Origin of the sequence: Chitinophaga sp. Ak27 (assembly GCF_012726295.1) — a bacterium.
Taxonomy (GTDB): Bacteria; Bacteroidota; Bacteroidia; order Chitinophagales; family Chitinophagaceae; genus Chitinophaga.
Genome location: NZ_JABAOB010000003.1, coordinates 790,324 through 805,206, shown reverse-complemented (window position 1 = coordinate 805,206; position 14,883 = coordinate 790,324). Strand labels below are relative to the sequence as shown.

9 protein-coding genes are annotated in these 14,883 nt (G+C 47.9%); 2 read left to right on the top strand and 7 right to left on the bottom strand.

Annotation, left to right across the window (positions count from 1 at the left end; translation table 11 throughout):
- Positions 1 to 27: 27 nt before the first annotated feature.
- Genes HGH90_RS14555 through HGH90_RS14540 form a run of 5 tightly spaced genes read right to left on the bottom strand, consistent with a single transcriptional unit; the run spans position 28 to position 7,108 of the window.
- On the bottom strand, positions 28 to 1,746 hold the full coding sequence (locus HGH90_RS14555; protein WP_169191396.1) for a RagB/SusD family nutrient uptake outer membrane protein: 1,719 nt from the start codon (positions 1,744 to 1,746) through the stop codon (positions 28 to 30).
- 18 nt (positions 1,747 to 1,764) lie between these two features.
- On the bottom strand, positions 1,765 to 2,580 hold the full coding sequence (locus HGH90_RS31670; protein WP_211172641.1) for a hypothetical protein: 816 nt from the start codon (positions 2,578 to 2,580) through the stop codon (positions 1,765 to 1,767).
- 11 nt (positions 2,581 to 2,591) lie between these two features.
- Positions 2,592 to 4,838, bottom strand: coding sequence for a SusC/RagA family TonB-linked outer membrane protein (locus HGH90_RS14550; protein ID WP_211172640.1), 2,247 nt, complete (start codon positions 4,836 to 4,838; stop codon positions 2,592 to 2,594).
- Between the two features lie 31 nt (positions 4,839 to 4,869).
- Positions 4,870 to 5,772: a carbohydrate kinase family protein gene (locus HGH90_RS14545; protein ID WP_169191395.1), complete on the bottom strand. Its 903-nt coding sequence runs from the start codon at positions 5,770 to 5,772 to the stop codon at positions 4,870 to 4,872.
- Positions 5,773 to 5,782: 10 nt separating this feature from the next.
- On the bottom strand, positions 5,783 to 7,108 hold the full coding sequence (locus HGH90_RS14540; RefSeq protein ID WP_169191394.1) for a sugar porter family MFS transporter: 1,326 nt from the start codon (positions 7,106 to 7,108) through the stop codon (positions 5,783 to 5,785).
- Between the two features lie 282 nt (positions 7,109 to 7,390).
- Between HGH90_RS14540 and HGH90_RS14535 the strand changes: the two genes are divergently transcribed.
- Positions 7,391 to 10,168 carry a substrate-binding domain-containing protein gene (locus HGH90_RS14535; protein WP_169191393.1) on the top strand — a complete coding sequence of 926 codons (2,778 nt, stop codon included), beginning with the start codon at positions 7,391 to 7,393 and terminating at the stop codon, positions 10,166 to 10,168.
- A gap of 40 nt (positions 10,169 to 10,208) precedes the next feature.
- Here HGH90_RS14535 and HGH90_RS14530 read toward each other — a convergent pair whose 3' ends face one another.
- A complete protein-coding gene (locus HGH90_RS14530) occupies positions 10,209 to 11,402 on the bottom strand; it encodes an ROK family protein (protein WP_169191392.1) in 1,194 nt (397 codons plus the stop codon).
- 239 nt (positions 11,403 to 11,641) lie between these two features.
- Between HGH90_RS14530 and HGH90_RS14525 the strand changes: the two genes are divergently transcribed.
- Positions 11,642 to 11,839, top strand: a complete 198-nt coding sequence (locus tag HGH90_RS14525; RefSeq protein ID WP_169191391.1) for a KTSC domain-containing protein — start codon at positions 11,642 to 11,644, stop codon at positions 11,837 to 11,839.
- A gap of 18 nt (positions 11,840 to 11,857) precedes the next feature.
- Here the strand turns inward: HGH90_RS14525 and HGH90_RS14520 are convergent, their stop codons facing one another.
- On the bottom strand, positions 11,858 to 14,761 hold the full coding sequence (locus HGH90_RS14520) for a triple tyrosine motif-containing protein (RefSeq protein ID WP_169191390.1): 2,904 nt from the start codon (positions 14,759 to 14,761) through the stop codon (positions 11,858 to 11,860).
- Between the last annotated feature and the right edge of the window lie 122 nt (positions 14,762 to 14,883).

The window sequence follows — 14,883 nt, the reverse complement described above, 5'->3', positions numbered from 1 at the left end:
TATATAAATGAAATCGGTTTTTATTGATTACCAGCCGGTATTTTGTTTATACAGCCCTTTGCTGTAATTGATCTGATTTAAGGGTACCGGCAGGTATTCATCTCTCCCTTTCTTAAAAGCTGCATCATTTAAATGCGCGCTGCGTGTTTTTTCAACAGCAAAATAAGCATTGAGATAATCGGCTGCAATACCCCAGCGTACGAGGTCAAAAAACCGGCTGCCTTCCATGGCAAATTCCAGCCGGCGTTCCCAGCGCAGGGCCTTGCGGGCAAAGTCTTGCGTCCAGGTACAGTTAACGCCGGGCTGATAAACGCCTATTTTATAATTAGAGGTAAAGCTGCCATTGGCCTGTTTTAGCAGGGTGGTGCTGTTCCCGGCTCTTTCGCGGATACGGTTTATCAGCGGCAGGGCTTCTGCCGGGCGCCCCAGCTCTATCAACGCTTCTGCTTTAAATAACAACACGTCGGCAAAGCGGATGATTGTCCAGTTTTTAGCACTCGACATAAATGGCGGTACTTTCTGGAAAGACGGATCGGTAGGTAATACCACTTCTTTCAGGCTGAGATAACTGCCGTATACTTCCGGTGCACGGGCCCAGGAGCGCTGATAAATAAATGCCGGATCGTATTTATACGGATGTCCCGGAATGGCCACTGTATGATCTAAACGCGGATCAAAGGTGTTGGTGAGGAAATCACTTTCCTTGCTCACATTTACATTGTTGTAAGTATCGAACAGGGGCAGGCCGCTGTTGTCGGTCTTGAAGGCATTGACCAGGTTGTAGCTGGGCGAGTGAAAACCGCAGCAGCCATAGTCCTGGTTCATGGGATAATCGAGCGCATGCCCGTAATCCAGGCGGCCTTTGGGCGTACCATCCTCTTTTGAATACTGGATGGCAAATACCGATTCTGGACCGTTTTCTGTTTTAGAAAGGAAGTTATTGGCGTAGTCGGTTGACAACTGGTATTTACCTGCGTTGATCACCTCATCACAAAGGCTGTTTACCTGTTGCAGCATAGCGGCGTCAATGCTGGTTACGTTGTTGTTATCGTCCTGCTTATAAGCCTGGTACAACAAGGTTTTGGCCAGGTAAGCTTTAGCTGCAAACTTATTGGCCCTTCCTGCTTCCGGTTGTATATCGGGGAGATGGGCGGCGGCGAAAGTAAAGTCATCTGCGATCTTTGCCCAAAGCTGGTCGCTGGTATACGTCCTGTTGGAAATCGTATCATAGCTTGCCTTAGGCGCATATTCGTCGATATAAGGCACGTATTTAAACAATTCTTTCAACAGGAAATAGTAATGTCCTCTCAGGAACCGCATTTCTGCCTGGCGTACAGTCTTCTGCTGGAAAGCGCTTTCTGTAGCTTTATTCAAACGTGCCAGCGCATCGTTTACGCGGCCAATGCCCACGTATAAACGAAACCATAACAGGTCGGAAGAGCCATTGTCGACCCGGTTGAGCGAAAATGTTTCATAGAAGTGGAAGTCGCTGATATCGCCGGCGCCATCGCCACCTTTATAGGCATCGCCGCTGCGGATATTACCGTAGGGCCACATGCTGGAATAGGGAGCGGTGTAATGATCGTTGCCTAAAGATGCGTAGGCGGCGACCACCATTTTCTCCAGGTTTTGTGGTGTGTCCAGGTCATCGCCGGAGATAACGCCCTGGGGCGCCTGGTCGAGGAATTTGTTGCATGCGCCGAGCAGCAGGCAGCTCAATAAAAGAATATATCTTGTGTACTTCATGATAGCGGTGTTAGCATGTTAGAATGACAGGTTCAGACCGATGGTGCCTATCACGGGGATAGGATATGCGTTATTAGGATTTTCAGGATCTGTAGCGGTGAACTTCCGGCTCTTGAAAGTGAGCAGGTTACTACCCTGGATATATACCCGCGCTGTTTGCAAACGCTTGCTGAATAAGTGTTGGAAGCTGTATCCCAATTGGAGATTTCTTAATTTCAGGTAAGATCCTGGTTCCAGGAAATAGGTAGAAGTCCTGTTTTCGTTATTGCGGTCTACCAGCGTGAGCGCCGGGATAGTGGCATCCGGATGCTGTGGCGTCCAGGCGCTCAGGGTACGTTGTCCCCAGTTAGTACCTGGCCATAGTGAGGAGAAGTCGGTATATGTTTTATAGGTGTTATATACCTGTAAGCCTTGGATACCCTGCAGGAAGAAGCTCAGATCAAAATGTTTGTATTCCAGCGATACATTTAAACCGTAGGTAAATTCAGGGTCTCCTTTACCGATATAGTCGCGGTCTTTGTCATCAATGACGCCGTCGTTGTTCAGATCTTTATAACGGATACGGCCCAGGCCCTTCCCGATTTGATTCGCATAGTCGTCCACTTCTTTCTGGGAACGGAACAGTCCATCTGCCACATAACCGAAGGTAGAGTTGATAGAGCGTCCCAGGATGGTTTTATCCTGACCGTTGCCGGGATAGGAAGTAAGTACTTCTGCCGGCAGTTTGGTTACCTTGTTGCGGTAGGTAGCTACGTTGCCTGTTACGGTGAGCGATAAGCCTGGCGCTATATTACCGCTATAGGAAAGCAATACTTCCAGGCCTTTGTTTTGCATGGAGGCGCCATTTACGAACTTAGTCCCCCCTCTCCTATTACTGCCAGGTAAGCGGGACTGATAAGGATATCGGAAGTATTTTTCACGAAATAGTCGACCGAGCCGGTTAACCGGTTGTTGAATAATCCAAAATCAACTCCTCCATTCGACTCTGTGGTGCTTTCCCATTTCAGGGAAGGGTTGCCTTGCTGGATGAGCGTATACCCCGAAGGCAGCTGTCCTGAGCCTGCGCCGTTCAGGTCATATGCGCTGCCGGAATCGAAATCCCAGGTGGGGTCAATGCCATATATAGCGGAGTACAGCGTGTAAGTAGCATTGTTGGCAATTTCCTGGTTCCCGGTTTTGCCCCAGCCGAAACGCAGTTTCAGGTCAGATAAAAAGGGGACATTGTCTTTCAGGAAGTTTTCCTGGCTCACACGCCATCCCAGTGATACGGCGGGGAACATACCGAAGCGGTTGTCTTTCCCGAAACGGGAAGAACCGTCGCGGCGCAGCGTTACAGAGGCCAGGTATTTATTATCGTAGGCATAGTTGACCTTACCGAAATAAGACAACAACGTATAGCCACTGCCGATACCTCCATTATCTTTATTGGAGGAGCCGGCATTCAGGTAGGCATAGTCGATGTTTTCCAACGCGTAGCCCTGCCTGCTGGCATAGAAGTTCTGCGCCATGTATTTGATCTGTTCTGCGCCGAGCAGGAAATCGAACCGGTGCCGCTGTAGGGTCAGGTTGTAGGTCAGAGTATTTTGCCACACCCAGTTTCCATTGTAATCCTGTGAGGTTTGGGAGAAGTTGGAATTATCTGACAAGAATCCGGAGGTATAGGATTTACGCAGTACCCGCTGGTAAGTACCGTTATAGTCGATGCCATAGCTGCTTTTGAAATGCAGGTTAGGAATAATTTCCAGGTCTGCATAGGCATTGCCGAAGATGCGCACAAAATTGCTTTTATTTTGGCGGTTGTCTTCAATAAGTCTGACAGGATTCTGGCGATCGGTCATTCCGGGTGCGGGACCACCCCAGCCGCCAGACACGGTATGTACCGGCACTACGGGTTGTTGTACGAGCGCTGCAAAAAGTACATCGCCGGAGGGGATTAATACATCCCGGGTGTAGGTAGCCGACAGGTTTTCACCGATTTTCAAACGTCCTTTGAAGAAAGAATAATCGGTGTTAAAGCGGGCATTGAGCTTTTGCTGATTAGTAGCTTTTACGATGCCTTTGTTGTTATACATGCCTACCGAAAAATACGAGTTCCCTTTTTCGCTGCCATTGGCAATGGCTACGTTGTAGGTTTGCAGCAGGGAGGTTTGCGCGATCTGGTCGTACCAGTAAGTATCCGCCGGCTTCATGGTTTTGGCGGCATCGATATATTCGGGCAGCAATACTTTGTTGAGTACCGGGTTGTTGTAATCACCGTTCCAATCGTATTGATAAATCTGGTTGTTGTTGGGATCTGCATGGTCGTTCACAGCCGCCTGCCAGTAGGCACGGCCACGGCCTTCTGTATTCAGTGTTTTCAGCTTGGTGGTATAGTCCTGGAGCGAGGCGGAAATGTCTGCGGAGATGCGGCTATATCCTTTCTTTGCTCTCTTTGTAGTAACGATGATCACGCCGTTTGCGGCCCTGGAGCCGTAGATAGTGGCGGCGGAGGCATCTTTCAACACCTGTATGGATTCGATATCGTTCTGATTAAGTTCCTGCAAGCCTCTTTTGGTGGGAATACCATCAATCACGTACAGGGGATCGTTGTTGCCCAGGGTTCCGATGCCGCGTATTCTCACTGTGGCGCTGGCATTGGGATCGCCGCTGGTGGTAATGAATACACCTGGTACCCGGCCCTGCAGTGATTTAACCGGATTGCCGGATGGGATGTCTTTTATTTCACTGACATTGACTACTGATACGGCGCCTGTAAGGTCGGCTTTCTTTTGTGTCTGGTAACCCGTTACCACGATCTGATTCAGGTCGGTGGCATTGTCTTCCATCTCCACCTGCATATTCCCCGTGGTGGCTTTTTGCGACAGGGGTTTCATACCGATGTAGGAAAAGGTGAGTACATCGCCGGGAGCGACCGACAGGGTAAATTGTCCGCTGCCGTTGGTAATGGCGTGTTGATTGCCTGATTGCACCGTAACGCCGGGCAGGGGCGTATGATTTTGTTTACTGATAACAGTGCCGGTAATGCTTCTTTGTTGTGCCAGTGTATATAGGCCAAACAACAGCAAGGGTAGCAGGTAAAATAATTTTTTCATAACGGAATTTGTGGATTTGTATTACAGATGATTAACTGTGTTGTGGCGCGTTCATTAACGTGATAATTTCCGATGGATCATAGGCCGGGCAACCGCCGGGGCGGGAAGCCACCAGGGCGCCGAGGGCATTGGCAAAAGCGAGGCTGTAAGCAGGGCTCCGGCGCTGGAGCTGGCATACGAGGAATCCCGCCAGGAAAGCATCTCCACTGCCAATGGTATCGGCTACGGTAATAGGTTGTCCTTCCTGGTAGTGGAACTGCCCGTCGATATATCCCATACAGCCTTTACTCCCCAATGTGACAACTATCACCGGTATATCAAAGCGGGACGATAATGCCTGGATACATGCTTCGTGGGTGGTATAATGGCCATACCAGGAGCTGATTAATTCCAGCTCCGCTGTATTGAGCTTTAGCAGGTCGCATGCCTGCATCAGCCATTCCAGGTTGCTGGTGGAGTAGTAAGGCGCACGGAGGTTGATATCCAGTACCTTTTTAGCGGGCGATTTCAAAGCTTTCAGCAAGGTAGCTTTCGACACATCGTGCCGGGTCATGAGGCTGCCGAACACCATGTATTGTAATCCTTCTTCCTCTAATAGCTCCGACAGTGCGGGATTCCAGCTAATAAAATCCCAGGCTACGGGATAGAGGATGTCGTATTGCATGTCGTTGTGGGGATCCATCCAGGCGTTTACTTTACCGGTGGCATACTGCTGGTCGGTTTGCACATAGGCAGTTGACAGCCCCATTTTTTCCATGAGCTGCAGGAGCCGCCGGCCATGCTCATCTGTTCCTGTGCGGGACACCATGGCAACCTGCTGCGATAGCTGTTGCAGGTGGTATGCCACATTCATAGGGGCGCCGCCTGGTAGTTCTTTATCCGGTAAAATGTCCCACAATATTTCTCCGAGGCAGGCGATGTTATACTTTATCATAGCAAAAAAATTAATGTACCATCATGGTCGTTTCTATTTCTTCCAGTGTTTGTCCTTTTGTTTCCGGCATCCAGCGCCATACGAACAGCAGCTGCAATACCATCATGAGGCAGAAGAAGAGGAAAATATGTCCACCACCGATATGGCTGGCGAGATAAGGAAAAGTAAAGGCGATGAGGGCTGCCATGATCCAGTGGGTGAAGCTTCCCAGGGTTTGTCCTTTTGCTCTTACCTGGTTAGGAAAAATTTCGGAGATAAATACCCAGATTACCGCCCCTTGCGAAAAAGCAAAGAAGGCCATATATACCAGCAGGTAAGAGATGACTGCAATGCCGCCGGTGTGCATATAAAAAGAGATGGCCACCAGTCCCAGAGTAGCGATCAGTCCACCGGTACCTATCAGCATCAGTTGCCGACGCCCTATACGGTCTATAAAGCGTATAGCCGTGAGGGTGAATACGAAATTGACGATGCCCAGCCCCACAGTAGACAAAAGTGAAGACCCTGCTCCCATTCCTGACATTTCAAAAATCCGGGGCGCATAATAAATAATGGCATTAATGCCTGACACCTGGTTAAAGACAGCAAACAGTACTGCCAGCATCACCGGGGTGCGGTATTTTCCCGAGAAGAGGCGTTCGGCCGGCACACCGGTTACCGCCTGCTGTGATTGGCGGATGACAGTGATATCCTCCTGGTAGCTAGCTGGATTAATAATTTTCAGCGTGTTGATAGCGGCGACCTCATTTCTGCGATGCAGTAACAGCCAGCGGGGACTTTCGGGCACCCAGCGCAGCAGTACCAGGAACAGGGCCGCGGGTATGGCTTGTATACCCAGCATGAGCCGCCATGCGTTTTCGCCTCCATAACCGCCAATGAAATAGTTAGACAGGTAGGAGATGAGAATACCAAATACCACATTGAACTGGAAAAGCGCCACCATACGTCCACGGTAGGTCGCGGGCGATACCTCCGATATATATACCGGGGCCGTTACGGAAGAAGCACCAACGCCGAGGCCGCCAACGAAGCGGCAAATGAGAAAGAAATACCAGTTGGTAGACATGGCGGTACCTACTGCCGATACGAGATAAATCAGCGCCACCAACAAAAGTGTGGCGCGGCGTCCCAGCTTATCAGAGGGGAGGCTACCACCCAGGGCGCCGAAAACTGTTCCTATGAGAGCAATAGATACGGTAAAGCCATGTTGCACTTCCGTTAGATGCCAGTACTGTTGAATGTGTTGTTCCGCTCCGGAGATAACGGCTGTATCGAAGCCGAAAAGAAAACCGCCAAGCGCTACTACAAAAGCCCAGAAAAAAACAATGTTGTTCATCCGTTAGTCGTTTAGTTTTTTGGTAGGATGGAACCTCGCAGGCCTGCTTTAGCTTGTCCGGTTTCATAACGTGATGGGTCAAACTTACAACGGGGAGCGGGGCTGTAGTTACGCTATTGCATCCTTTTCTTTCAAAATAGTAACAAGGGCCAAAAAGTAATTATTAAATTTTAAATCAATTAGTTATACATTAAATATAATATATTACGAACAGATGTTTTTCAATTTTGTATCATTGTTTTTAGAAAAAGAAACATACTGCATCAACTAAAATCAGCCACGTTGTCTGTTATAGGGAAGAGATATTTCATTTTATTATTGCTTTGGGTGTTGATATATGCCAGCGGGTGTCGTCAGGAGACGATACCGCAGCATCGCATCGGGTTTTCCCAATGTACGGGTAATGACGACTGGCGAAAGAACATGCTCACGGAAATGAAAAGGGAGCTTTTCTACCATCCGGAGATGCAGTTATTATATAAAGATGCAGAAAGCGACAGCCGGCGGCAGGTAGCCCAGATCAGGGAACTATTGGCGCAGCAGATAGACATACTGGTGGTATCCCCCAACGAGGCGGCGCCACTGGCGCCGGTGATTGCCGAAGTGTATGGCAAAGGTATCCCGGTGATCATATTGGACCGTAAAGCTGCCACCGATTCTTTCACTGCTTATATTGGGGGCGATAATTATAATATCGGGAAACTGGCGGCCGCCTATATTGCGGCTACGCTGAAAGGCAAAGGACGCATTATCGAGGTAACAGGGCTCCGGGGCTCCTCTCCTACCGTAGAGCGACACCAGGGCTTTCGTGATGCCCTGGCGCATTACCCCGGTCTGCAGGTGATTGCCACGCTGGAAGGCGGCTGGGTAGCGGATAAAACACGAACTGCCGCAGCCAGTAACGACTCGGCTATACAAAAAGCAGATATCATCTTTGCCCAAAATGATGTGATGGCGTATAGCATGTACCGTTATTGTCATGACAAGGGCATTACCCATACCCGGTTTATCGGCGTGGACGCCTCTCCTTATCCTGATGCTGGTATCGACCTGGTATCGAGGGGCGTGCTGAGTGCCTCCCTCCTGTATCCCAGCGGCGGTAAGGAAGCCATTAGTATGGCCGCGGATATCCTGGCCGGAAAAAAGGTGCCCCGCAATACCCTGCTGCAAACCGTATTGATAGACAGCAGCAACGTAAAGCTAATGCGGCTGCAGATAGATAAGATACAAGCCCAGCACCAGGAAATAGAAAAACAACAATCGCTGTTACAGGAGCAACGCTCACTGTACCAGGACCAGCAACACCTGCTGCGTATCGTGGTAACAACGCTGTGCATTGCCTTCCTGCTGGGGATTGTACTGTTTTTCATTTTACGGACCAACCGGCGTATTAACCGGCAGCTGAAACAACAACGGGATGAAATACTACAGCAACGGGATCAGCTGGTGGAAATGACGGCCAAAGCGCAGGAAGCCACTGAAGCCAAATTCAGCTTTTTCACCAACCTATCGCACGAGTTCCGTACGCCGCTTACCCTGATACAGGCGCCACTGGAAAGCCTGATGAGCAGCCGTCAGTTATCGGCACAACAGAAGCAACAGCTGGAGCTGATGCGCCGGAATGTGACCCACCTGATGCGCATGGTAAACCAGCTACTGGAATTTCGCCGGATAGAGAGTGGTAAGCTGCCACTGAAAGTATCAGAAAATGACCTGCCCTCGTTTATGACAGATATTATGGAAGCCTATAAAGGCATCGCCATGAAGAAGCATATCGATTTCCGGCTCATTAGCCGGCAGCCGGGTATTAAAGCCTGGTTCGACCAGCACCTGTTTGACCGCGTATTATATAACCTGCTCTCCAATGCGTTTAAGTTTACCACCGACTATGGCAAAATACACATCTACCTGGAAAAGCCGGAGCATCACAGCGACGTATTGATACGTATAGAAGATGATGGAACAGGTATGGACGAATATACGCTGGCACATGCCTTTGAGCTGTTTTATCAAAGCCGCAACAATGAACACAAAGGCACGGGCATAGGCCTGGCGCTGACCCGTGAAATCATTGCCCTGCACCATGGCGCCATTGAAGTAAAGAGCAGTAAAGGCGCCGGCACTACTTTTAGTATTACGCTTCCGGGTACTGCTGCGCCATTTGCCCCGGAAGAAATTCAGGCGGAAGCGCCCAGTACGAATGTAATCCATGATGCGCTGCATAATTATATTGAAAATACCGCGCAACCGTTATCCCTGGCGACAGGCGATAACGGGGGAAAAGAACATGAATGGTCGTTGCTGATCATAGAAGATCACCCCGACCTGAATAATTTCCTGGCTGACTACCTGCGGGAGCAGTACGAAGTTTTTCATGCCACCAGTGGGGAAGAAGGACTCCAAGCCGCTTTCCGGCATATTCCGGACCTGATCCTGTGCGATATTATGATGCCGGGCATGGATGGTATACAGGTATTGCAAACCCTCAAAAAAGATATCCGGACCTCTCATATACCGGTTATTTTATTGAGCGCCAACAATAGCGAAGAGCAACGGATCAAGGGGATGCAATATAACGCAGACGCCTATATCAGCAAACCCTTTAACCTGCAATATCTCTCCCAAAGTATCAGCAGCATACTCAACAACCGGGCATTGCTGAAAGATCATTACATTGCCGGGCCAGACACGCGTGTACACAGCACACAATCCAATAAAACAGACCGGAAATTTGTCAATGATTTTACTGCAATTGTAGAAGACAACCTGGGCAACGACCAGTTTACCGTAGAAGACATTGCCCAACAATTGAATATTTCCAAGATGCAGCTATACCGTAAGGTAAAGCAGTTGCTGAATGTTAACGTGAACGACTATATCCTGGAAGCCAGGATACGAAAAGGCCGTTACCTGTTGGTGAACTCTAAGTTTTCTATTGCTGAAATTGCCTATGCCTGCGGTTTTTCTTCTCCCGCCTATTTCTCAACCGTGTTTAAATCCAGGGCAGGACAAACTCCCAAAGCATTCAGGGACCAGGGAAGTAAAAAGGCGGGGGAGTAACCAAATCTTCGTTTTTTATTGATACAATAAGTAGTGGCGACTATGCTTTATACAGTTGGGGGGAATCGAAATGTTCCATCACCAGGGCGGCGGCGCCGAGTCGTTCTGCGGCATACCCGAGCGGTGATACCATTAGCTCTATACTTTCTGCTATTTTAGGTATGCAGTTTTCGTTTAGTGCATGTTGTACGGGGGCCAACCATAACTTTCCAGCCAAGGTTCCTCTTCCACTCAATATGATCCGGTTCGGATTCAATACATGTATCAGTATGGCGATCCCTCTTCCGATGTGGTAGCCTGCCTGTGACAGTAATTCCACGGCATACTTATCTCCTTTGTTGGCGGCGGCCATTATTTTCCTGAAGGCTTCATCGCGGCTATCCATCGACAGCCCTTTCATCACCGTGGGCCTGCCTTCCTGTATGCCTGCCACCGCTTTTTCTGCAATTACAGAGAGAGAGGTTTCTGTTTCCAGGCATCCCATTTTACCGCAGCTACAAATTTTGTTGTTGGTGAATAGCGGGATGTGGCTGAATTCACCGGCAAATCCATTTTCACCGCGGAAAAGGCGGCCGTCGAGTACCATACCAAGGCCAATTCCCCAGCCGATGTTGATGACCAATGCGTTTTGTTTGCCGCGCGCGGCACCAAGTTTCCACTCGGCCAATGCCACCAGGCTGGAGTCGTTGTCGATAATCACCGGCAAGCCGGTCTGCGCCTGGAGGTATTTGTTGATGCTGGAGAAGTCGGTATTAAAAAAAGAATAGTTTATCCCTTTCTTCACATCTACAAATCCTGGCATTCCTATACCAATGCCTGCAAATTGTTCTTTAGGGATGGAGGAGCGATCGATGAATGCTTTCAGCTCTTCGCCCAGGATATTAATAGCCTTCGGATGTGCTGACAGGTCGAGTTGTACCAGGTATTCTTCACCAATCATGTTATTGTGCATATCCATAATGCTGATACTGGTCACAAACTGGTCCATTGCTACCGCGAGGATATACATGAAATCCGGTTTTATGGAGTACATCTGTGGGCGCCGGCCACCTGTAGACATGGCATAGCCGGATTCGAGCACTAGCCCGCTTTCCACCAGTTCATACAATGCCCTGGTAGTATGCGGCAGGCTTTTACCGGTGAGTATACTCAAATCGGCACAAGAGAGCTCTCTCTTGAAATACAGCTGCTTTAATAACGTCTTTTTGTAAACTTCCTGGCGATCGGGCACCATCTAGATTTATTGTTTGCTTTGGCTTAAATCTACATCAATATAATAACAAGTGAAACAGCACGATCAAATGACTGTATCTTCAAGATAATTAAACTTTCTTAAATCCTACGATACTTTTATGAAAATTTTAATTAGTCTGATATAATTATCATTAAAATGGCTAATAATTCCAAACAACTGTTAATTTTATATCATAAAAAATAAGTGGCTTAAGGTATGGTAATTGTGGCCTGCCAGGTATGCCTTCTACCGTTGTAGCTCATATGGATTATCATGCAACAGAGCATATCCTGCGGATAGTATTTGTATCCGGGATGATATATGATTATAAAGAAGTTCCCGAAACCGTATACAGGGCCATGAAATCCGCGACCTCTAAGGGTACCTTTCTCAATAAATATATAAAGGGGCATTACGCGTTTACGAAAGTCAAATAACGCAGAAGGTGCTCACGATCAATCAGCTTTTGCTTCTCCGAATTCATTCAGGAAATCTGATATTGATAATGCCGTGGGTAAGTTGAGTTTTTTCCTTAAACGGTATCGCTTAATTTCCACACCACGCACTGAAATAGCCATCAGCTGGGCAATTTCTTTGCTGGATAGCTTCAGCTGCAGGTAAGCGCATACTTTAAGATCAGTGGGAGTCAGTGCCGGAAACGCGGCTTTTAACTTTTTCAGGAAGTTGTTGTTGATAGCGTCGAAATGAGCGGCAAACTGTTCCCAATTATCATTATTCTTCTCCGCATCATTTAATAATCCCAGAGCATTTTTTATCTCCGGGTTATTGCCATTTTTCTTGTAAACCGCTGCCAGGATGTCTTTTACTTTTACCAGGGCATCGCCTCTTTCCACCAGGTGCATGGAGGCATCTGCCAGGGCATTGTTTTTAAAATGTATTTCACTGGCCAGTTTCTCGTTTTGCAGTTTAATAATTTCTTTTTCATTTTTTTCCAGTTCCAGTTGGTGAATATATTTCAGGCGTTGCTGTTCTTCATCGAAACGTTGCTGTTGCCTGTGCAGGCTTCTTTCCTGCCAGCGGTTCAGCAGGTAAAGGACACCCAGGAATAGCACCACGTAGAGCAGATAGGCCCAGATTGTTTTGTACCAGGCGGGCCTTACTATAAAGCTATAGCTCACTACGTCCGATTCATGCCCGAGATTATCATGTGCTTTCACGTTGAAAACATACTTGCCATCCGGCAAATTGGTATAGTCCTTTTCTGATTTCGCCGACCAGGCTGACCATTGGTGATCATACCCTTCCAGCTGGTAGCTGTATTCAATATTGTTTTGCAGTCCGTATGCGGGGGAACTATATTCAAAATGAAAGGAGTTGTAATTTTTCGGCAAGGAAAAAATTTCCCGTTCATCCTGGTAATAGCCTGTTGCATTGCGCTGGTGGAAGTAGCCGCCAAAAAGGATACTGTCAGTCTTCCCAATGGCTTTCACCTGGCCCAGTAATACCTTTATCACCTGCTTGTTGGTGGTATATTTTTCATAGTTCAGGTGGATCATCCCTTTTTCGGAACTGATGAAAATATTCTCTTTATTAAAGGGATAAATATTCTCGAATCCCAGCAAGATTTTGCCTGTCAGTTCTGGTATCCAGGTAATGGTAAAGGGCTTATTACCCGAGGGTTGATGGAAGTTGACCACCCCGATGGTTTTACCGCTGCAAAACCAGATGTTACCTTCTGCATCTTCACTCAGGTAACGTATTTCCATATTACCGAATACCGGCGTCAGGAAAGCAGAGGGGATAAACCGGCCGGTAGCCGTATCAAACTCATATACTCCTTTGCTGGTAGCAAATACTACCCGGTTCTTGATTTTAAATACATAGTTGCCCAGCGCAGAGGGTAGTCCGGCGCTATCGGTGAGGAGCCGGGAGCTGATAGACTTATTATCTGCCGATAACTGCAACCTATACACGCCGCGGTAAGGATGTGAAGCCCAGATGGTGTTGTTATTATCTATTTCCAGGAAGCGCAGCGATTCTGAAATGCCGTCCGGTTTACCTACGTCGGTGAACTTATTTTGATTAAAGGTCAGCATCCGGATGCCAGTGTACGTGCCTACCAGGATATTGCGGGCAGGAAACACCGATGAAACGGGTTTAAACAGCCAGGCTCCCGTGCTGTCGGACAAGGTAACGGCGCTATGGTCCTGGAGCAGCGCAGCTCCTCCATGTTGTGCCATCAGGATATGATTATTCACTTCATCGAGGCGCCACACTTCCGATTTGCTGTTTTTAACGTGTGTAAAATCTCCTTTAGAGAAACTAAGATCGCCGGAAGTGGTTGCCAACGGTACATACCAGGCCCCATCGGTGGTACCGATATACAGTTCATTATTAAAGATGCGGGTACTGTGTCCGGATACCTCGTTGCTTTTATTGGGGGCAATGTATTTAATTGCTGCATTGTAGGCGATAAAGCTGATTCCATTATTAAGACCGGTCCACAGGTTTTGGTTCTTATCGAGAAAAACGCTGATGACATCATTATTTTGTAATCCTTCAGCACGGGAAATCTTTTGTATGATCTGGCCGTTGAGATCAAAAATCATACAGCCATCGGCCGAGGTGCCAGCTACCAACCCCGTGGCGTTAATCTGGGCGGTAGTATTGATATTGCTGCCTGCGATAAATGGCTGGTGTTTTATGATAGCATCGTGGTATAAAAAATACAGGCCATTCCTTTGGGTGCTGATCAACAGGCTATCATTTCCAATATCCACAATACCAGATATCAGCAGGTTATTCATTTTTGGGCCGGTATTTACGGGTATCCATTCCTGTTGCTTAAACACCATGAGCCCATTACGTTTATCCTGCGCATATAATTTATCGCCTACGCGCTTGAGGTACATCCAATCATTAGGATATACCCGGATAGTATTATTACGGTATTCGAAGATGCGGTCTGATGACTGGAAAAAGACAGATTCTTTATAGATCTCCACCTTCCAGATGTCGGCAAACTTATTATAGGCTGGAGGCACCTGGCTTCTCAGGGAGGTGTAAACAAGATTGCCGTTGGTGCCGGGGTTAAAATAACCGATTTCCCCCTGGCCACCGGCATAAATGCGGTCGGTACTATCTATGGCAAGGGCGCGAACAATCGTTTTGTTGGGCAAGGGATAGGCTTTCCAGTGACTACCGTCATAGGTGAGCATCCCCTCGTTGTTGGCGAAGTACATCATACCCCTGCTGTCCTGTTCAATGTCCCAGGTTTGGGTGCCTGCGTGATAATCGCTTTTGCTGTAGTTGATCATCTGGGGCAATCCAATCGTGTTTTGTCCGGCTACGGGCAAACAGGCGATAACCCATAAAGAAAACAACCACAAAAGCTTCATAAAACAGGGATTAGATGTAGTAATGATGTAGTTTAAATTTATTAATAATCAATCATTTGTGCAAACGTGATGAAATATAGATGTAGTAGAAAAGTTGGCAGCACTCTACTTACCATGTAATT

Excerpts from the sequence above, each read along its gene's own strand:
- HGH90_RS14555 (WP_169191396.1), bottom strand. The coding sequence starts at position 1,746 with ATGAAGTACACAAGATATATTCTTTTATTGAGCTGCCTGCTGCTCGGC.
- HGH90_RS31670 (WP_211172641.1), bottom strand. The coding sequence starts at position 2,580 with ATGCAAAACAAAGGCCTGGAAGTATTGCTTTCCTATAGCGGTAATATA.
- HGH90_RS14550 (WP_211172640.1), bottom strand. The coding sequence starts at position 4,838 with ATGAAAAAATTATTTTACCTGCTACCCTTGCTGTTGTTTGGCCTATAT.
- HGH90_RS14545 (WP_169191395.1), bottom strand. The coding sequence starts at position 5,772 with ATGATAAAGTATAACATCGCCTGCCTCGGAGAAATATTGTGGGACATT.
- HGH90_RS14540 (WP_169191394.1), bottom strand. The coding sequence starts at position 7,108 with ATGAACAACATTGTTTTTTTCTGGGCTTTTGTAGTAGCGCTTGGCGGT.
- HGH90_RS14530 (WP_169191392.1), bottom strand. The coding sequence starts at position 11,402 with ATGGTGCCCGATCGCCAGGAAGTTTACAAAAAGACGTTATTAAAGCAG.
- HGH90_RS14525 (WP_169191391.1), top strand. The coding sequence starts at position 11,642 with ATGCCTTCTACCGTTGTAGCTCATATGGATTATCATGCAACAGAGCAT.
- HGH90_RS14520 (WP_169191390.1), bottom strand. The coding sequence starts at position 14,761 with ATGAAGCTTTTGTGGTTGTTTTCTTTATGGGTTATCGCCTGTTTGCCC.